This is a genomic window from Paenibacillus sp. J31P190 (assembly GCF_059692075.1).
The window spans coordinates 1-19832 of record NZ_JCAUAS010000019.1 but is presented as its reverse complement, the minus strand read 5'-3'; the positions used below and the strand labels follow the sequence as shown (position 1 = coordinate 19832).

General features: G+C 46.0%; 15 protein-coding genes. 12 read left to right on the top strand and 3 right to left on the bottom strand.

Translation table 11 applies throughout. The annotated features are described in order from the left end of the window. Positions 1-9: 9 nt before the first annotated feature. Positions 10-789, bottom strand: coding sequence for an RNA polymerase sigma factor SigI (gene sigI / locus AC58U0_RS26770; RefSeq protein WP_057304690.1), 780 nt, complete (start codon positions 787-789; stop codon positions 10-12). Between the two features lie 197 nt (positions 790-986). On the opposite strand from sigI, the gene AC58U0_RS26765 reads away from it, so the two are divergent. Next, positions 987-1628, top strand: coding sequence for a helix-turn-helix domain-containing protein (locus AC58U0_RS26765; RefSeq protein ID WP_497381918.1), 642 nt, complete (start codon positions 987-989; stop codon positions 1626-1628). Here the strand turns inward: AC58U0_RS26765 and AC58U0_RS26760 are convergent. Then, a complete protein-coding gene (locus tag AC58U0_RS26760) occupies positions 1599-2228 on the bottom strand; it encodes a hypothetical protein (RefSeq protein ID WP_497381917.1) in 630 nt (209 codons plus the stop codon). The two genes, AC58U0_RS26765 and AC58U0_RS26760, sit on opposite strands and share 30 nt — an antisense overlap. Before the next feature lie 153 nt (positions 2229-2381). Here AC58U0_RS26760 and AC58U0_RS26755 point away from each other — a divergent pair, with 153 nt between their 5' ends. Continuing rightward, positions 2382-3182 carry a LytR/AlgR family response regulator transcription factor gene (locus tag AC58U0_RS26755; RefSeq protein ID WP_497381916.1) on the top strand — a complete coding sequence of 267 codons (801 nt, stop codon included), beginning with the start codon at positions 2382-2384 and terminating at the stop codon, positions 3180-3182. Positions 3183-3518: 336 nt separating this feature from the next. On the opposite strand, the gene AC58U0_RS26750 is transcribed toward AC58U0_RS26755, so the two are convergent. Further along, positions 3519-3941, bottom strand: coding sequence for a hypothetical protein (locus AC58U0_RS26750; protein WP_047680975.1), 423 nt, complete (start codon positions 3939-3941; stop codon positions 3519-3521). 215 nt (positions 3942-4156) lie between these two features. On the opposite strand from AC58U0_RS26750, the gene AC58U0_RS26745 reads away from it, so the two are divergent. The 10 genes from AC58U0_RS26745 to AC58U0_RS26700 all read left to right on the top strand — a co-directional run. Further along, positions 4157-4663 (top strand): DUF4912 domain-containing protein, encoded by a 507-nt coding sequence (locus tag AC58U0_RS26745; RefSeq protein WP_497381915.1) that lies wholly within the window; start codon positions 4157-4159, stop codon positions 4661-4663. Positions 4664-4672: 9 nt separating this feature from the next. Next, positions 4673-7504: a 1,4-alpha-glucan branching protein domain-containing protein gene (locus AC58U0_RS26740; protein ID WP_497381914.1), complete on the top strand. Its 2832-nt coding sequence runs from the start codon at positions 4673-4675 to the stop codon at positions 7502-7504. A 517-nt stretch (positions 7505-8021) separates the two neighbouring features. Then, on the top strand, positions 8022-10430 hold the full coding sequence (locus tag AC58U0_RS26735) for a sugar phosphate nucleotidyltransferase (protein WP_497381913.1): 2409 nt from the start codon (positions 8022-8024) through the stop codon (positions 10428-10430). Positions 10431-10502: 72 nt separating this feature from the next. Continuing rightward, positions 10503-10715, top strand: a complete 213-nt coding sequence (locus AC58U0_RS26730) for a hypothetical protein (RefSeq protein ID WP_052228876.1) — start codon at positions 10503-10505, stop codon at positions 10713-10715. Positions 10716-10836: 121 nt separating this feature from the next. Further along, a complete protein-coding gene (locus AC58U0_RS26725; RefSeq protein WP_497381912.1) occupies positions 10837-11394 on the top strand; it encodes a DUF4912 domain-containing protein in 558 nt (185 codons plus the stop codon). Continuing rightward, complete coding sequence (locus AC58U0_RS26720) at positions 11391-14459, top strand: 1,4-alpha-glucan branching protein domain-containing protein (protein ID WP_497381911.1); 3069 nt, start codon at positions 11391-11393, stop codon at positions 14457-14459. Before AC58U0_RS26725 ends, AC58U0_RS26720 begins: the two co-directional genes overlap by 4 nt. A gap of 222 nt (positions 14460-14681) precedes the next feature. Continuing rightward, positions 14682-16643: a glycoside hydrolase family 15 protein gene (locus AC58U0_RS26715; RefSeq protein WP_497381910.1), complete on the top strand. Its 1962-nt coding sequence runs from the start codon at positions 14682-14684 to the stop codon at positions 16641-16643. Positions 16644-16828: 185 nt separating this feature from the next. Beyond that, a complete protein-coding gene (locus tag AC58U0_RS26710) occupies positions 16829-17407 on the top strand; it encodes a TetR/AcrR family transcriptional regulator (protein WP_497381909.1) in 579 nt (192 codons plus the stop codon). A gap of 61 nt (positions 17408-17468) precedes the next feature. After that, positions 17469-18614, top strand: coding sequence for a cytochrome P450 (locus AC58U0_RS26705; protein WP_497381908.1), 1146 nt, complete (start codon positions 17469-17471; stop codon positions 18612-18614). A 379-nt stretch (positions 18615-18993) separates the two neighbouring features. Further along, positions 18994-19832 (top strand): transposase (locus tag AC58U0_RS26700; protein WP_497381907.1); only part of this gene is annotated, 839 nt, incomplete at its 3' end.

The window sequence follows — 19832 nt, the reverse complement described above, 5'->3', positions numbered from 1 at the left end:
ATGCTTTCCTCATTCTCGAATATGTAAATAATCTCGCAAGTAAGGGTAGGGTCCGTTAAAGATGAGAGCTATCGCAATCAAATACTTACGGTTTCGCTCCAATGTTTTTCTCGAAACCTGTACTTGCTCCAGCAGCTCTTTAATCGGCAGCTGCCGTTTCGTCAGAAGAGTACGCATAAGCTCTGCATCCTGTGCTAGCGTGCGGCCGATACCGAATAGCATTTGCCTGGAATCGTCGTGTTTAGGGGATGCTTCTGTCAGTTCAGAGAAATCGATATCAAAATCACTTAAACATCGGCTAAAATCCATAATTTCACTTCGCCGTTCTTCAAGTCCCTTTTGCTTTTCATAAGCTTCGATAGCTTGATGAACCTCAATTGGATTGAGTAGGTTATCTTCATCATCTTCTTGATCGAACGAGCTGTAAGGAATCTGTCCTTTGAAACGTTGTTCTTTGCGTAAGAAATCGATTAATCTCCTCCGCATGACCGTTTCTGCAAAGCCTAGGAAAGACCTTCCCATAACGGAAGAATATTGATTAATAGCTTCATTAAACGCTGCTAAAGCGATACTGAATTCGTCATCTCGTGCCGGGTCGATATATCGCTTGCAGAACCTACTTGTAACTTTAGCCACATAGGGCTGGTAGTCAGCAATAAATTGATTCCTAAGTCGTAGGTCTCCTGCTTGAATTTGATGTATGGTTACCTCAAGGGAAGAGGCATGCGGTTCACTTTGTCCCTGGGATTCCTTCTTTCCAAGGAATTTTTTGAATAGTACCAGTAGCACCGTTCCACCTCACAGTATAGTAGTTTCGTCCCTATGTATAACAATTCGGGGGGTACAATTATATGGATTCAGAAATAAAAAGTAAATTTATTATACCATAGATGTTCAATTGGGCACCTAATGGCAAATAAACCCTAAAGCACGGTTTCCTTTTAACCTTGAATCCTTTACAATTAAAGGCATGGGAGGTGTTTCATTTGGAACCCGGCAATCACTTTGGCAAGTTTCTCGAGACGTTACGAGGTAAATTGTCCTTGCGTAAAGTTGCAAGTAAAAGCGGCTTGTCTCATGCCTATATTAGGGATCTAGAGCTCGGACGTAATCGTACCACGAATGATGTCATCAAGCCATCCCCTGACACCTTGAGAAAGCTATCACAAGCATATCAATACCCTTACACAGATTTACTAATAAAAGCAGGATATTTAGAAGAAGCCTCATCTTCGCAAACTTCTTCTCAAGTCCATTTAGATAACGTCTGGTATGTGGAGTTTGGTATCAAAACCATACAATATGTTTCGCCTGACGGCATCATGGAAGAAAATGTAGAATCTCTTGTGGCGTTCACGAGTTTCATAGAAGCATTAACGGAACACCATTTTGTGAAATTGGACATGCATCTTTTCGTCAATCTGAACAAAATAAAAAAGTATGCCCCCGCAGAAGGCAAACTTTATTTTAATGATTATGAAGAAGGTCCTAGTGTCACCATCGCCGCTATGCCACAAAAGAAATATCACCAGATTCTTCTCGAATATGAAGCTCGCAATACAGGGTTTGTTGTGGAAGCTGATTCTAGCCCCCGGCATTCATCTCTGAAAGCCAAGTTCCTTACCTAGCATGACATAGATGAAGAGAACCGTTGCCATACCTAGCATTTGGATCGGCATTAGCGCGCTTAGCACGCTATCCGGATAGGAATGACGGTATGCGATTCCAATAATAACAACAACAATGAAGAGATAAAAGCCTGCATTTTCCCTAGTCAGCGGTATTCTCGTGTAATTCGAGAGAAAAGTAAAACCGAGCCGAAGCTTATGAATGGCGAGAAGGACGCCGCATTTCGCCATAATGGTCAAAAGTAATATCAAATTAGTCGTTAACGAGTCATCCTTGATATCTGTATAGGCAGCGAGATCGGTTAAATCACAACAAAAGAGAACAATCGTAGATACGATGACCGACAGAATATACCCGGATAATGCTATGATTAAAGTAGGTACAAAGCTAAATTTCCAAACCATCATAAGCAGTGTACAAATGATACAAACATATAATAAAGGCCAATTGTCGAAATAAGCGACCATCGTTCCTGCGAGTGCAGCGAGCGTTATTTGTATCCAATACGGTTTCACTCTTTGTCTGAATAGTAGTAATGCGAATAAAATCATAGGTACAAAATCAATACAGGTTAGGATAAATTTCACCCATGTAAACAACTGCACGTTCCCTCATTTCTATGCCTGCTCTTAAGCAGCCTACCTATTTGAATCCACACCTAGAACTATACAAGATAACCGTACTTTTGCCTTCAAAGTGGACTAAGTTGGCTGTTTCTGAGCATAAGTTGACAGGATGCATGGGGCCCATGGGTGAGAGGATTGGAGTGCGATGAACGTATGGGACACCGTTTCACAGTGGCCATCGTGGAAGATAACTATTGGGCAGGCAAATTACTCGAAAGTTATTGCCAACAATGCGGGTTAAGAGTCATATCTATCGTTTCTGAAGGTGAACAATTTATACAATTATACGATCAGCTTCAGCCTGACATTATGCTAGTGGACATAGGACTGCAAGGAAATTTAGATGGCATCACGATGGTTCAATCCTTGAGAAGAGCTGGATATCAGCAGAAAGTCATTATGGTTAGCGGAACGACGAATATTGACCATGTATTGACGAGCTTTCATGATCTAGGTTCTCTCTACTTTCTGTCCAAGCCAGTGATGCTGCCAAAGTTTCAAGCGGCTATTCGGAAGGCCATTGCGGAGATTCAACTAGAACGCAGTCAACAGGTACAAGCACCGAAGCCTAGATCTACAACATGGATTACTGTCAAGAATCAAAAATCAGAGCTGCCTATCTCCGAAGACTCCATCCTCTTCATTGAGAAAGAAGATAAACGTTTGACTAGAATCCATCTCATGAATGGAGCACATATGGAATCCAGCACGAATTTAACGGATATACTGGCACAGAGCTCCCCTCATATGTTCAGTCCATTCAAAGGTTTTTTGGTCAATTTGCGCCACGTGGTATCGTATGTGAAAGAAAGTGGATTTCCCACTTCGAGAAGATTTCTAATTCATTTGAACCATACGCCTGTGAAAGTTCCACTAAGCAGAAATCTACAAAAGGATTTTGCGAAGCTTCTGCAGGAACTTCAATAAGCACCAAGTACTTACCATATACATGAGTTAGGGATGTATCTAACAAAAAAAGAAGACGTTGGGCACATTTTACCGTGACCCTACCGTCTTCTTTTTTATCGAATCTAATTGACACTACCATTATGCTCGCGGAACGTAGAGACCTTATTTTGCTCGAAACCGCTTATTTCCCGTTCTCGCGGAACGAGGAGCCGTTATTTTCCGTTTTCGAGGTGTAAAAACTACAAAAACACCAAAATAGCGCTCCTACGTTCCGCATACTAGCTCCGTATCGGCATAATCGCTGAAATAGCGGCTCCTCGTTCCCCGCAACCTAGACTAGACTAGAGTAGCAGCTTACGTGTGCTTGGAGGTTTTTTTGTTTTTCAATTTATCTCGGCGTACACTCAGCATTTTCAATCGTTTCTTAAGCTGATCTTCCCATTCATTATCGCCAATCGATTTCGCGACCCCAAGCAAATCAAGAGCCATATCAATTTGACAGCGTACTATATCTAAAGGCTCTTCGCCCTCATGGTTGACACAATTATCATGCAATAGATGATCCTTACCATCTACATATTCCGTAAAATCAACCTCAGGAGCACCGTCTCCGTGAGCATACTCCGCTAGTATCTCGTATTCGTTCTCCACCAGATAGTGAACTTCAATGCGATGACATACCGGGCAAAAAAGAATGGGCACATTGTGAATTTGTGTACGAATGTGCTTCAAGGTACCTTTCGTTCCAATCATACTGGCTCCACAACAAAAACTCATGAAAAACCCTCCCTTAGAGCTTTCCGTTAGGAAAGCTTGCATCGTAAGCATAAACTTCTTAACCCGGATTAGTCCAATATATTCGCCAGAAAAGTTTGAAATTCCTTTTTTTTAGGACAGCTAGATTTTAGCAATTTACGCATATTTTTCTTTGGAAAAGCGCATGCTTTTACAGTGATAAGGTAGTCATTAGTATTAGAAAAGAGGAATTCACCTTGAAGGCATTACCTACCGCAGGGTTTGAGGTTCCCGATCGGTATAACAAGGACATACTCCATCTTATGATCGTGGATGCACATTCGCTCTATGTTTATTGGGAAATTAGTGATAGGCGGAGATGGCTTGTTTCTCAGCATTTTGAATGCGACTATGCATTAATGCCCAAAGTGATACGTTTGTACGATGTAACCAGCCTCTATTTCAATGGCAGTAATGCACATGGTTACTGGGATGTAACAACGACGCCTGAAGCTAACAATTGGTATCTTCACCATCTAGGTGCGGGCCGTACCTACCTTGTAGATATTGGTACTTACACTTGGGAGCGTGAGTTCGTTCCTCTTCTTCGTTCCAATTGTGTCGCAACACCTAAAGATACCGAAACTAAATGGGGAGAACCGATACAAACGGTTGTTCCAGAAGCCCATGCGGAACGTGTCTACAATCGAATCAAGCCATCTTTTTTTGAAAATATACAAGCCTACTCTCCCTATGTGAGGTGACGTTATCTCTTGATCAATCGCATCAAACCGAAGCCAGAGCTCAAGGGATATTTCGTTCTCATGCTGCATGCTCACCTTCCCTATATTCGTCATCAGGATCTGAATGACAATTTGGAAGAACAATGGTTCTATGAAGCCATGACTGAAACGTATTTACCCCTAATTGAAGTCATGAATCGTCTAACAAGTGATAAGATAGATTTCCGCTTAACCTTCTCCATAACTCCGACTATCTTGTCCCTGTTCAGCAATCCATACTTCCAAGACAACTATCACGCTTACCTAAGTAAGCTTATTGAGCTCGCAGTTAAGGAACAGGTTCGGTTACAAAAAAAATCTTCTCTTCTTCCTCTGGCCAAACGTTATGCCACACGATTTCGTGAGCTTCTTACGCTATTTGAGAGCTGCAAAGGAAATGTTATTGCGACATTCAAACACTATCAAGATTTAGGTCGTATTGAAATTGTTACATCAGCCTCTACGCATGGATTTCTTCCGCTAATGAAAACAGAAGAGGCAATAAAAGCACAGATTATGACGGCTGTTCGGGATTATGAACGTTATTTCGATCAAAAGCCACGCGGCATCTGGTTGCCTGAATGTGGCTATACGCCGGGTATTGACCGCATTCTGAAGCAGGCTGGGATCCAATATTTCTTCACTGATTCCACAGCAGTCGCTTTCGCTTCACCGCAGCCGGCTCGAGAATTGGCTTCTCCGCTCATGACCCCCTATGGGGTAACTGCCTTTCCTCTGGATCCGGAATCCACCAGTCAAGTAAGTGCCGAGAATGGCTACACAGGAGACTTCAACTATCGTGAATACTACAGTGATATCGACTCGGCAACAGGGTTTAAATATTACCGCAACACAGGCAAAGGCAGCCACAAGGAGCCTTATCAACCAGAGCAGGCCCTAGAAAAAGCAGCTGAACATGCCGATCATTTCTTGGCAAATCGCCAGAAGCAGGCCGCTCATTGGGAACGCTGGCTGGATCGCAAGCCCCTCATCGTATCACCCTATGATGCGGAGCTATTTGGACATTGGTGGTATGAAGGCCCGCACTTTCTTGAACTGCTCTGCCGTAAAATGTTTCTCGATCAGCAAACGATTAAAATGATTACACCTAGTGAATATCTAGAGGAATATCCAATAGCTGCTGTCGGAAATTTAAACGAATCTAGTTGGGGCCGTAACCATTCCGCCGAAATATGGCTGCAGGGACGTAACGACTGGATTTATCGTCATCTGCATCAAGCCGAAGAACGTATGATCGAGCTTGCAACGAAACATGAGCATCTCTCTCGCCATGGTAAATTAAGCGCCAGCGTTCTGAAACGGGTTTTGAATCAAGCAGCAAGAGAACTCATGCTGGCTCAAAGCAGCGATTGGGCATTCATGATGGACGCACAGAGCGACGTCGACCATGCCATTCGCCGTACGAAGGATCATCTAGGCTGCTTCCACCATCTCTGCGATCAGGTCGATCGGGAACAGGTTGACGAGGTACTCCTTACCGATTTAGAGGAGAAAGACAACTGCTTTCCAGCTATCCAATTTCAAGATTACATAAGCTTAGAGCAGCTTTCCCCTATCCCGATTATTCCAAACTTGAAGGAATGGGAAACATTGCTGGAGGAAACTAAACACCGTCCGAACGTATTCATGCTCGCTTGGGAATACCCGCCCAAACATGTAGGCGGTTTATCAAGAGCTGTTCACGAGCTATCAGAAGCGCTTGTCGCTCGCGAAGAAATTGTGCACATCATCACAACCTCCTACGATGGTGCGCCTAGTTTTGAGAACATGAATGGCGTTTACGTACATAGGCTCCCTGTTAACCATTCGGGTGATACTCACTTTTACCACTGGACGTTCGAAATGAATCTTGCCATGACTGATCATCTTGTCAGATGGAAAGAAAACGGCGGGCGAATCGACCTCCTGCATGCACATGATTGGATGGTTGCTCATACAGCAAGAGAAATAAAGACCAGCTACGGCATCCCTTTAGTAGCTACGATTCACGCAACTGAATGGGGACGAAATCAAGGAAATCTAACCTCCGACCTGCAGCGAAAGATTCATCATTTGGAGTGGCAGCTGACCTATGAGGCTGATCGTGTCTTTGTTTGCAGCTCCTATATGAAAGAAGAAGTAGGACGTATCTTTAATCTTCCTTTCGATAAAGTGAGTGTACATCCGAATGGAATTCGGACTCAAAAACCCAACACAAAGACAATAAATCGACCCGATTTCGTGGCAAAACAAGATAAGGTCATTTTCTTTATTGGAAGACTTGTTTATGAAAAAGGTATTCAAATTCTGCTGGCAGCTCTGCCGAAAATCATTTCACAAGTGCCGCAAGCTAAGCTCATTATCGCCGGCTCTGGACCTATGGAAGGTGAGCTTCGCTCCCAGGCTGCTTTTTTGGGAGATCGCGTCTTGTTTACCGGCTTTGTTGATGATGCTTATCGCACACAGCTTTATCAATCTACGGATGTTTGTGTTATTCCGAGCTTGTACGAGCCTTTCGGTATCGTAGCGCTGGAAGCCATGGCCCACCGGAAACCTCTGGTCCTCTCCGATACAGGCGGTTTAGCTGAAATCATTAGGCATGGTGTGGACGGCTATAAGGCTCTCCCAGGTCATGTCGATTCATTAGCTTGGCACATTACGGATATGCTGCTGCAGCCAAAGCAAGCCGCCAAGATGGCTGATAGCGCCTACCAGCTGCTGCAACAGCACTACCAATGGAGCCATATCGCTCAAAATATCCAGAATGAGTACCAGAAGCTTACCCACTATCAACCTGCCATTCAGGTCAAAGCATCAATTTAGCCTTAGCTGCTTTCAACCAGCCATTTAGGTCAAAGCATCAAGCTGAGCCTTTGCCACTATTCAAGTAAAACAACAAGTTGAGCCTTTGACACCATTCAAGTCAAAACAACAAGTTGAGCCCTTGCCACTCATCAATGAGAGGGAACTAGAGGACGCTATTTCTTTGAAAATGCCCATTTTTCTTTCGTTAAGGGAACTACGATTCGCTATTTAGCCCAAATTGGAGAAAATTAGCTCTATTTATAAGGAATAGCGGAACGACGTTCCTCAAGGTGCAGCATTTTGGGCGAAATCATTCAAATAGCTGATTGACGTTCCCTTTGCCTACAACAATTACGGGAAAACGATCTTACTATGCCAGTTTGCTAAAGCAAAACTCTAGGGTTAATGCTTACGATGCTAGTTTTCTACGAAAACTCTAGGGTTAATGCTTACAATGCAAGTTTTCTACGAAAACTCTAAAGTTAATGCTTACGATGCTAGTTTTGCTAAAGCAAAACTCTAAGGAGGTACCACAATGAAGGCTGTTATTATGGCCGGAGGCAAAGGAACGCGGCTTCGTCCCCTTACTTGTCATCTCCCCAAGCCCATGGTGCCTCTTCTCGGTAGGCCCTGCATGGCCTATATCATTGAACTGCTCCAAAATCACGGCATTCAGGACATAGCAATCACTATGCAATATAAACCTGAAGTGATACGCGACTATTTTGGCAGCGGACAAGCTTTTGGCGTCAATCTCCATTATTTTGAAGAAACAAGTCCCTTAGGTACAGCTGGGAGTGTCAAGCATGCGCACGAGTTTCTTGACGATACTTTTATTGTCATAAGCGGGGATGCATTAACTGATTTCGATTTGAAGCAAGCACTCGCTTTTCATCAAGAAAAGCAAGCCAAAGCTACGTTAATCCTGACTCGAGTCAGCCATCCTTTGGAATATGGTGTTGTTATCACGAATGAAGAAGGACAAATTACTCGTTTTCTGGAAAAACCAAGCTGGGGTGAGGTGTTCAGTGACACGGTAAATACAGGTATTTATATCTTGGAGCCTGAGCTGCTAGAACGCATACCGCTGGGGCAAGAATTTGATTTCAGCCAGCAGCTTTTCCCTGCCTTGCTCGAAGAAAACAAAGGGCTCTATGGATATATCAGCTCTGGATATTGGACGGATATCGGCAACCTGCAGCAGTATCGTCAAACCCAGTTTGATATGCTTGATGGGAAAGTGAAGCTCGATATTCACGGAACACAGATCCGCCCCGGTGTCTACATCGCAGATGATGTTGAAACCAGTGCTACCGCACGTGTGATCGGACCCGCTTTCATTGGGAAAGGGAGCAGGCTCGAAGATGAAGTAGAGATCGGTGAATACTGCATCATCGGGCAAAATAACCGACTCTCCAAAGGGAGCAAATTAACGCGAAGCGTGTTGTGGGATCATAACCATATTGCTGAGCACAACGAATTGGCCGGTTCCACACTGACTAGTCGGATTATTTGTAAAGAGGCCTCCTATTTGGGGGATGGTTCCGTTATTGGCAACCATGTGGTCATCGGCGCAAAAAGCCGCATTGAACCCAACGTGAAAATTTGGCCCCATAAACAAATTCGTGATAAGACCCTACTTCATACCTCCTATATTTGGGGAGATCATGCAACCAAAACGCTATTCAAGACAAGCGGTGTAAGTGGCATTCCTAATCTAGATTTAACACCGGAATTAGTCGCTAAATTCGCCACAGCCTATGGAGCAACCTTAGCCCTTGGCAAAACGCTCATGGTAAGCTGTGCTCCCCATACGTTCACTCGTCTATTAAAGCGTACACTTACAGCGAGCCTACAATCTGTAGGTACGCATGTTATTGATTTAGGGGATTGCTTTGCACCTGCGTCTACCTTTGCTATTCGTCATTTAGGTGCTGCTGGGGGAATTCACCTCGAGTGGTCCGGCAAAGAAAATGATGTATGCAGCCTACTCTGTTTGGACGCTGAAGGAATGCCTATTCCGAAATCAGCAGAGCGTAAAGTGGAAAACAGCTTTTGGCAAGAAGATTATGGACGGGCCACTATGAAGCAGATTGGCAGTTACAAAGAAGAAGTGCACTGGTTACAAACTTATATAAATGCCTTGGCCCAAGAAATCGCATATGAACGCGATCATCCGTTTGTATCCCCTCTTCGCATCGTCATTGAAGCGAGTTCTTGGCTGCAGCCTTACATGGTTCCATTTTTCGAAAAACTGGGGCTTGAAGCTATCCATGTTACATCTACAAGTATGCAGGATCCGCTTCATCTCTTTATCCCGCTATCTGGCGCAAGTCTCGGTTTACGTGTTCACGATGATGGACGAACCATACAGTTAATAACAGAAAAAGGTGAACTTGTAGACAGCGATTTACAAACCGTTTTCCTCTATCTTTGTTACCTGCACAGCCGTCCAGGAGCAACCATTGGTGCTCCCGTCAGTGCACCCCAGCTTCTAGAAAGCATGGCGGAGGGGCTTGGCGGGAAGATCGTTCGTACGAAGGAATGGTCACGGGCCATCATGGAAGCTACACAAGAAGCGAGGATACATCCCTTGTTCGATTCTCTCTTTGCCATTGGACTGGTGATTCTCCATTTGGAAAGAACCGGCCTTCCGCTCTCGGATCTGCTCTCCTTGTTTCCTAGCTTTCATCTTCTACGTGAACGTGTCGATTGTCCTTGGGATTCAAAAGGAGAGGTTATGCGGAGCATGATGGAGCGGACGAAAGATGTACCCGTTGATCTAATCGATGGCATTAAGTTTTACCATGAGAATGGGTCTGTCCTGCTGCTGCCTGATGCCGATGATCCTGTCTTTCAGCTCGTAGCCCAATCGGCGGATCCTGAGCTTGCTGAGCGGCTTGTCCATTCCTACCGTGGACACATTCTAAACGCACTTGTGTAAGCATAATTATAGTATAGGTATATCCGATACGTGGTTCCGAAGTCTTATGATGAAGGGGAGAGCGGCGTGAATATGATTCCAAGCGTTTCTAGACAGATCGCTTTTGTGCAGTATGACGATCAATCCTCAAGTATGACCGTGCAATATCATACCGGTTTCAAAGCATCGTATACCAATGTCAAACAGGACGAATACCTTTTGATATTTTCTTCGGTGAATCGGTACGATTCCTTAATGAGACTTACGGAAAACCGGTACATGGAAGGGCAAAATCCAACCAAGTAAAGGATATACATGTGATCTCCCCCTTTTACATAAGGGTGGAGATTTTTCGTTTGTATAGTGCATATGCTACAATGTTGCTCAAGATCTTGCAGCTTATTTTCACTAACTACCCTGAGAAAAGGTGAGTCCGATACCTACCCAAGCTCTCTCTGTTGATCCTATAGATCGGGATACCTTTCACTTGCTAATCCAGTCTCCGACTGTTCTTTTTGCCTACTGGCAGCTCTCTGTCCGAAAAAAGAACATGGTACAGGAACATTTCGATAAAGACTGGAAAGAGCTTCAGCCTACTTTGCGATTTTATCATGCAACCAATCTACCTATAGATAGCTACCAAGCTGACAGCGTCTCAGAGCTTCATCTTCCCTCAGGAGAATCATGCTTTCTGAGCGGGTTCCACCCAGGCCAAATTTACTTCGCGGATCTTGGCATTGTGAATGAACAGGAGCAGTTTCTCCCGCTTCTGCGTTCCAATACGGTTCAGACTCCCCCTATAGTAACGAATCAAGATATTCCTTATCACCAAATAACGAATGATCAACTAGATACGTACCGGCCTATTGCCGTTTCCTTTCAGCTAATAACGCCTGAAGCTAATGAGCATTTCTCTGCCTATTCGGTGTATTCACCGAAGACCGCATACTCAGCAGATACGGAATCTGGAGGCGATACTGATTGAGCACAAACATAAACGCCAACGTGAGCACCAGCTCTAATGTACAAGGTTTCGTTGCCTTTCTTTTACATGCCCACATCCCCTATGTTCGACATGAAGAGGAGAACATCACCCTAGAAGAGCGATGGTTCTTCGAAGCCGTTGTCGATAGCTATCTTCCTTTGATCGAAATGATGGACCGGCTTCTTGAAGATGAAGTGCCTTTCCATCTCACTTTGTCTTTGTCCCCGACGCTGCTTGCCATGCTCGAGGATTCACGTTTAAAGATGAGGCTTCGCAAGCATCTGACCTCGCTGTGCGAACTGGCTCAGCGTGAAGTTATTCGTCTGTGGGGCCATGCCGACTTCGGTCCTACGGCAAAGCTCTATGCCGACCAGTATCATCGGCTTATGGCTTTGTACGATCGCCTTCGGGGCGATCTGATTGGTAAGTTCCGCAGCCTAAGAAGCACTGGCTGCTTAGAATTAATCACGTGCGCCGCGACGCATGCGTTCTTGCCGCTAGTCAAGAACGGCGCCGCGCTGCGCGCGCAGCTCGAAGCCGCCGTAACGGAATTCCGGCGGCATTTTGGGTCCGCTCCGGCTGGCATCTGGCTGCCGGAGTGCGGCTATACGCCTGCGTTGGAGCCCCACCTGCAGGCACTTGGCCTTCGCTACTTCGTAGCGGACGCCCATGCGCATACGCAGGCTGTGATAACGCCGCAGGAGGACGCGGCGAAATTGAAGAGTGCGGCGGGTATGCCGCTGCGCACGCAAAGCGGCGCCTGCGCCTTTGCTCGGGACCTCGAAGCCGGCGCTCAAGTATGGAGCGCCGAAGTCGGGTACCCGAGCGATGCCAATTATCGCGAGTATTATCGCGATATCGGCTACGACCTCGGCCAAGACGGCGGGGCCGAGTGGGAGTACTTGAAGCCCTATGTGCTGCCGGACGGCGCACGCATACACACGGGCTTCAAGTACTACAGCGTCACCGGCGCTGGTGACGCCAAATCGCCCTACCACCCGGCGCGGGCCGCTCAGAAAGCTCAGCAGGATGCTGAGCATTTCGTCGCCAGCCGGGTGGCGCAGCTTCGCCGCCTCGCTGAGGAGCGCGAGGCGTTAGCTTTGGCCGCCGGCGACCGCGAAGCGCGGCTGGCGGAGCCGCCGGTCATCGTATGTCCATACGATGCCGAGCTGTTCGGGCACTGGTGGTACGAAGGCCACCAGTGGCTTGAGGCTGTGCTGCGCGGGCTCGCTGCCGCGCGCAGCCTTAAGAACGTAGTCGTGGACACGACTACGTTAGGCGGCTACGCCGCCGCCCATGCGCCGACCACGGAAGCTTCGCTTCCTGTGTCGAGCTGGGGCCGAGGCGGCTACGCCGAGGTCTGGCTGCAGCCGCGCAGCCAGTGGGTACATCCGCTGCTGCACGCGGCGGAGGATCGTATGGTGCTAGCTGCGCAAAAACACCCGAACCCCAAGCTGCTCACGAAGATGCAGCAGCGTGCTCTAAACCAAGCCGCGAGAGAGCTTATGCTCGCGCAAAGCAGCGACTGGACATTCATCTTAGATGCGGAAACGGTAACCACCTATGCGGCTAACCGTATAGAAACGCATTTATCGCATTTTCATAAATTACTTAACGGGCTAGAAACAGCAGCTTCAGACAAAGAGCTATCCGAATTTGTGATTCCTTTAGAACGGAGATCCCCTTTTCTGCCGGAGCTCCATTACCTTCTTTTCCAAACTAGCACTTCCATAAGTTTGAACAGCTGTTTGAACAGCTCTTTGAACAGCTCTTTGAATAACTCTTTGGATCGTACTTCATTAAAACTCTCATCCAATGCCAAGTCCACACCTCTGCGTATTCTTATGTTCGCATGGGAATATCCGCCGCGTGTCATCGGTGGTCTCGCGAGAGCTGTTTGCGACTTATCTAAGCATCTTGCTGCCTTCGGCCATGAAGTTCATGTCATTACGTGCCTTGCTCCCGATTGTCTTCCCTATGAGCGGTCTGATGGGGTGCATATTCATCGTGTAGAAGTTCTCCAGTCCACTGGAGCCATTCACTTTCTGGATTGGGTATTTCAAATGAATATGGCTTTCACCGATGCTATCCACCGCCTAACTATGCAAGGCATGCAATTCGATCTCATTCATGCTCATGATTGGCTTGTCTTTTACGCTGCCAAGGAATCCAAAAATGCGCTTCATCTCCCGCTCCTTGCAACGATCCATGCCACCGAGTATGGCCGAAATGAAGGGAAGCTAGATACCCCGGTGCAGCAACGGATCCATGCCTTAGAAAATAAGTTAGCCGACGAAGCCGATCAGCTCGTTGTCTGCAGCCTATATATGCAGGAAGAAGTCATTCGCCTATTTCATGTACCTATCCATAAAACGACTCATATACCTAATGGTGTTATTCCTTTTCGAGCAACTGCTGTTTCGCTTGAGACTGTTAATCCGCTTCTTTCTAATGCTCTTTTTAGCGGTGAAGAGCAGAATCGAATTATTGCCTTCCTTGGGAGGCTTGTTTATGAGAAGGGCGTGCATATCCTCATATCTGCCATGCGGCTTGTACTCAAACGTTACCCTGAAGCTAAGCTGATTATCGCGGGTACAGGACCTGAGCTTGAAGGATTAGAGAGACTGGCCGCTCCATTAAGTGACCGGGTCAGCTTTACAGGATTTCTAGATGAGACCGACAAAAGTCAGCTTTTGTTATCCGCGGAGCTTTGTGTCATTCCAAGCCTCTATGAGCCATTTGGTCTTGTAGCCTTGGAAGCAATGGCAAGCGGTACACCACTCATCGCATCGGATACGGGAGGTCTTGCTGAGATTGTCGATCATGGCATTAACGGCTGCAAAGTGCCCCCGGGGGATGCAAATGCACTAGCTTTTCAGATTGCCCAATTTTTAGAAAAGCCTGATGACGCAACCGAACTCGCTGCGGCCGCTCTGAGCAAAGTCAGCGAGACCTTTCACTGGGAGCAAATCAGCGCGTTGACAACAGAAACTTACGAAAAATTGATTCTCCTTCACCCACAGCGGTCAGGTATATTCCCCAACCAGAAGGAAATAATGAAATAATATGGATAACTATGCCAGTTTGTAAGCGTGACCAGTGGGAATTTTCAGAATTTTTTCAAACAATCATTGATTCCTTGGTAATAATTAGGTAACCTATTGGCAAGCCCTGTGCTAACTATGTCCTAGTCACTAGCGAAACGAGGACGCGATATCCCAAGCTGGATACCTCAAGGACGGGTTCTGAATCGCGCGATCAAACAAACGAGTGGGGAAGTGATTTTATTGCCTAGACATCTGGTCATCGGAAACGGAAAATTTCTTATTAACCTCGATCAGCATTCCTACATGCGAGATCTGTATTATCCTTTCGTAGGCCAGCTTAACCATATTGGCGGTTATCAATGCCGTGTTGGTATATGGGTGGATGGTTCCTTCGCCTGGCTGAATGCCCCTGAATGGCAATTTAAACTTGCCTATGTAGAGGATTCGCTCGTCACCGAAGTGACAGCTACGCATCCCGGTCTTGGTGTCACTCTGCTCATGAATGACGGGGTTCATCAGCGCGAGGATATTTATCTCAAACGTATCCAAATTACGAATCACAATAGTACCGTTCGCGAAATACGTATGTTCTTCAATCAAGACTTGCTCATTAATGAGACAGAAGTTGGGGATACAGCCGCTTACTATCCAGCGAATAATACGGTATTCCATTATAAAAAAGACAGATATTTTATGTTTAACGGCAGTACAGGAACCGAAGGCATTTATCAATACTCTACAGGTGTCAAAAGATTTTATAATGCCGAGGGAACTTGGCGCGACGCCGAAGATGGGCATTTGATGGGCAATGCCATTGCTCAAGGCTCTGTCGATAGTACCATTTCTTTTCGACTCTTCGTACCGCCGAACGCCAACCAAACGCTCTATTATTGGATGGGTGCAGGCAAAACGCTGGAGGAAGTCAAGAAGCTCGATGCCTATGTCAAAGACAGCCACCCTGGTAAACTCCTTGACCGCGTAACCGTGTACTGGCAAAGATGGGCCAACAAAATTGAACGCGATTACGGCGATCTGCCGCTCGAAGTCCAACGACTTTTCAAACAAAGTCTACTGCTAGTCAGGACCCAAACGGATGTAAACGGTGCGATCATCGCTGCGAACGATTCTGATATTATGCAAAGCAACCGCGATCATTACAGCTATATGTGGCCTCGAGACGGTGCTTTAATTGCTTATTCCATGTCCATGGCCGGCTACCAAGGTATGATTATTCCTTTCTTTAACTTCTGTGCGAACGTGCTGTCACCCGAAGGTTACTTGCATCATAAATACAATCCGGACGGCACCGTAGGCTCCAGTTGGCATCCATACATTCATTCCGGACGGGTACAGCTCCCTATTCAAGAAGATGAGACTGCCCTTGTGCTATATGCCCTTTGGCAGGATTTCCAGAAAAATGGAAGTCTTGAATTCGCCCAATCCCTCTATCGCAATCTCATTCGCAGAGCGGCCAGATTCATGTCCACTTACATTGATCAGGAATTGAACTTGCCGAAGCCAAGTTATGATCTGTGGGAAGAGCGTTACGGTATATTTACATTTACAGCTTCAGCGGTTTATGGCGGACTTATAGCCGCTTCCAACTTCAGCAACCTGTTCGGGGATGAAGAGCGAAGCAATCGTTACAAGCATACAGCGGAGAAAATCAAATCCGGTATCCTCAAGCATCTGTGGGACGAAGGAGAACAACGATTCGTTCGCGGCTTGTACATGGAAGATGGCGAATGGGTAAAGGATATGACGCTAGAAAGCTCCGTTTACGGCATCTTTGAATTCGGCGTTCTGCCTGCTGACGATGATCGTGTAGTGAGCACAATGAAAGCTAACAAAGCTGGACTCATGATCAAAACCGAAGTCGGCGGTTCCGCTCGTTATCATCACGACTATTACTTCCAACGCTCTACGGATATTGAGAACGTACCAGGTAACCCATGGATTATTTGTACACTATGGATTGCCGAATGGGAAATCGAGTACGCCAAGTCACTGGCAGATCTCGAAGCACCGCGTCAAACACTTGAATGGGTCGTCAAACACGCAATGGAAAGCGGCGTTCTGTCGGAACAATTAGACCCTTTTACAGGTGAACCGGTATCCGTTGCTCCACTCACTTGGTCACATGCCACTTATGTGCTGACCGTCGTGAAGTATTTGAACAAATATAAACAGCTTACCAAGTGAAAAAAGCTTTAACGTATTTTACCTCCCATGGATTTGAACATATGTTCATTCCGGGAGGTTTTTTTCATTTCATTTTGAAAGTAAAATCTCCTCGCGGTCTCAGTTGACATCTCTTTTTCCAATATGTTACACTTTTGTTGTACTGACCAGTCAGTTTTATCGTGCATATAGAAAGGCGGATATCCTTGAGTAAAGAGAAAATTATCCAGACAGCGGTTGAAGTATTTTCAGAAAACGGTTACCATCGGGCGAGTATGGATGAAATTGCCTTGAGAGCCAATGTCGCCAAAGGTACGCTTTACTATCACTTTCCAGGTAAAGCCCAATTGTTTAAGACGCTTGTTAAGGATGGTTTTCAGGAGATTATTGATAAAGTACAGGCCGATCTTAAAGCCAATCTTACTTTGGAAGAACAAATCAAAAGGATCATCAGGCACAATCTCGATTTATTTTTGGAATCAAGCAGCTTAGCACATATCGTTTTCAATGAGCTATCCAACGGTATCGATCAGGAAGTACTGGAAGAACTGAAGAAACTTAGGATCGACTACATTCATTTTCTTGCCGACGTCTTGGAAGAAGGGAAGCATGAAGGCGTGCTTCGCGATGTTAACTGCAATTTAGCCGCGGCGGGGATCGTTGGGATGCTCGACAGCGCATCTAATTACTTTTTGAACAACAACAACGAATTGTCTCGTGATCATATTGAACAATTCTTATATACGATCATTACGTCAGGTTTGTTTTTGACTAGCGGTGAGTAACCGCCATTTTTTTGGAGTCGCTATACTGACCAGTCAGTTCAAATAAAATAAGATGGAAGCGATGGTGAAACGTTTGGATTGGAGAACGGTAAATGAATTGATCCCTTTGTCCTATTTTAAAGAAATGCGTGCCTCCTCCCCCGTATCGTTTAAAAAGGAGACCGATTCCTGGGACGTTTTCAAATACGAAGACGTCAAAGCGATTTTTTCCGACCATGAGCATTTTTCTTCGCAAGGTGTAGGAACGATGAAAGATCCGATTGAGGCGAGTGTTCTAAGACAGGATCCGCCAAAACATCGGCAATTGCGGATGCTTGTTTCTCAAGCTTTTGTTCCTCGGGTCATCGAAGGATTGACGCCAAAGATTGAGGCGATAGCGAATGCCTTGTGTGACCAAATGGAAGCAAGCGGTAAGATGGATGGGCTTCATGATTTTGCAAGTCCGCTGCCGATTATCGTCATTGCCGAAATGCTAGGAATTCCTCAGGAAGACCGAGAGCGTTTTAAAGAATGGTCAGATGCTCTGGTCGGAAACAACTCCGAGCGATATTATCAATGCCAACAAGAGATGAGTGACTATTTTACCGCTATAGCGGATCAAAGACGGCTTGAACCCCAGGATGATCTGATTAGTCGTCTTGTCCGCGCGAAGGCAGATGGCGAACAATTAAGCGATCTGGAAGTGATCGGCTTCTGCATCCTGCTGCTTGTAGCGGGAAATGAAACCACAACGAACCTCATTTCCTCGGCACTGCTCCTCATCGATAACCATGCAGAAGTAAAAGAGCAGCTTTTGACGGATCGCTCCTTGGTTCCACAAGCTCTTGAGGAGGTTCTTCGTTATTGTTCACCTGTTCAAACGATGATTCGAACGGTAAAAAAGACCACCGTTCTACACGGGCAAACACTAACTCCAGGACAAATGGTCAACATCTGGATTGGCTCGGCCAACCATGACGAAGACATATTCGAGCGCCCGGACATCTTCGACATCCACCGGAATCCTAATTCCCATCTTGCTTTTGGTCACGGAATTCACTTCTGCTTAGGAGCACAATTAGCTCGTTTGGAAAGTAAAATTGCTATTCAAACGCTGCTTACTCGATTCCCTGAGTTCCACCTTGATCGCTCCCATGTGTTGGAGCGGATCGACAGTTGGATGATGTTTGGAATCAAACAGATGCCTATAATTTTACGGAAATCATAGAAGTTGTGTACAGAGCACCTGGTTTCAGCTCGATTGATTGACTAAATAAGCTGGAGTGAGATAAGAAAACCGGCTTACACCGTCCTTGGTTGAGAGTTTTTATAAAGGTTGATGCAAATCAATCTACGCCGCTCAACTATGGTCAATTGAGGTTGCTAGATGAATGAATCCATGTGCGCGGTTGAATGATGTTGTAGAAAGTGCAACAATTACTACCTAAATCTCTCCTTTTTTCATTAGTTGTTGCAACATGGAGTCAATTTCATAATTTAGAACCCTTGCTACCGCAAGGGTTTTAAGCACGCAAAAAAGGAGTACCTCCCCAAATTCTCGAAGTTTAAGGTTACCACACCAAATAAACAGAGAAAGGAGTACTCCCATGTATCATATTCAACAAGAAGAGCTTTTTTCCTTCGAACAATTAATGGAAATGCAAGCCGAATCGAAATACACGGCCATTCTGGAACATCTTCCTTTAGAAACAATCCTGCGGGCTGTTAGCAAAAAGGGGCTGCGTGGTCGGTCCGAAAGTTTGAACACCAGAGCCATGGTCTACTCGCTAGTTATTGCGAAGCTGGAAAAAATCCCTTTTGTAAAAGGCATCATTTCCCGTCTCTCTTCCGGCAACGAGTTTAGGCGCCTTTGTCGGTTTACAGATTCTGACCCTATCCCTAGTGAGTCCTCTTACTCGCGTCTCATCACAAAATTGCACCAGTGTGGGGTGCTTAGTGAAGTTCAAGACCAACTCGTCATTCAAGGTATTCATGAGGGATTTATTTCTGGGGATACGTTGGCCATCGACTCCTCGCATTTCGAAGCATGGGACCGAAATCCGAAGCTGGACAAGGAGCCAAAAGCAGAGCAAACTCCTCAATCCGAGCAGCTTGCAGCATTCCCGGAACAGACCTGTCAACCTGAGAGGAGAGCTCCACTTCCCAAACCTAAACGCAAGAAGCGAGGCCGCGTTCCGAAAGCCGAAGCCGAGGCATGGCGGCAACAAGTGGCAGCCTACGAAGCCTCGCTCTCCAGCTTCGAACGAAGCATTGAAGCGATGCGTTCGGTTGCTTATGAAGACTTAATCGCCGAAATGCCTCAATATCCCAGCACAGGCGCTAAAGGGGATCCGCGGGGGACGGGACGTGTGATGTTTTGGTATGGATACAAAGCAAATCTCATTATCGATACGCGGAGTCAATACATTGTTAGCGGAGCATTTTG

Bases quoted from the DNA above. Each gene is read 5' to 3' on its own strand.
- AC58U0_RS26750 (WP_047680975.1), bottom strand. From the start codon at position 3,941: ATGAGTTTTTGTTGTGGAGCCAGTATGATTGGAACGAAAGGTACCTTG.
- AC58U0_RS26735 (WP_497381913.1), top strand. From the start codon at position 8,022: ATGAAGGCTGTTATTATGGCCGGAGGCAAAGGAACGCGGCTTCGTCCC.
- AC58U0_RS26730 (WP_052228876.1), top strand. From the start codon at position 10,503: ATGATTCCAAGCGTTTCTAGACAGATCGCTTTTGTGCAGTATGACGAT.
- AC58U0_RS26705 (WP_497381908.1), top strand. From the start codon at position 17,469: ATGGTGAAACGTTTGGATTGGAGAACGGTAAATGAATTGATCCCTTTG.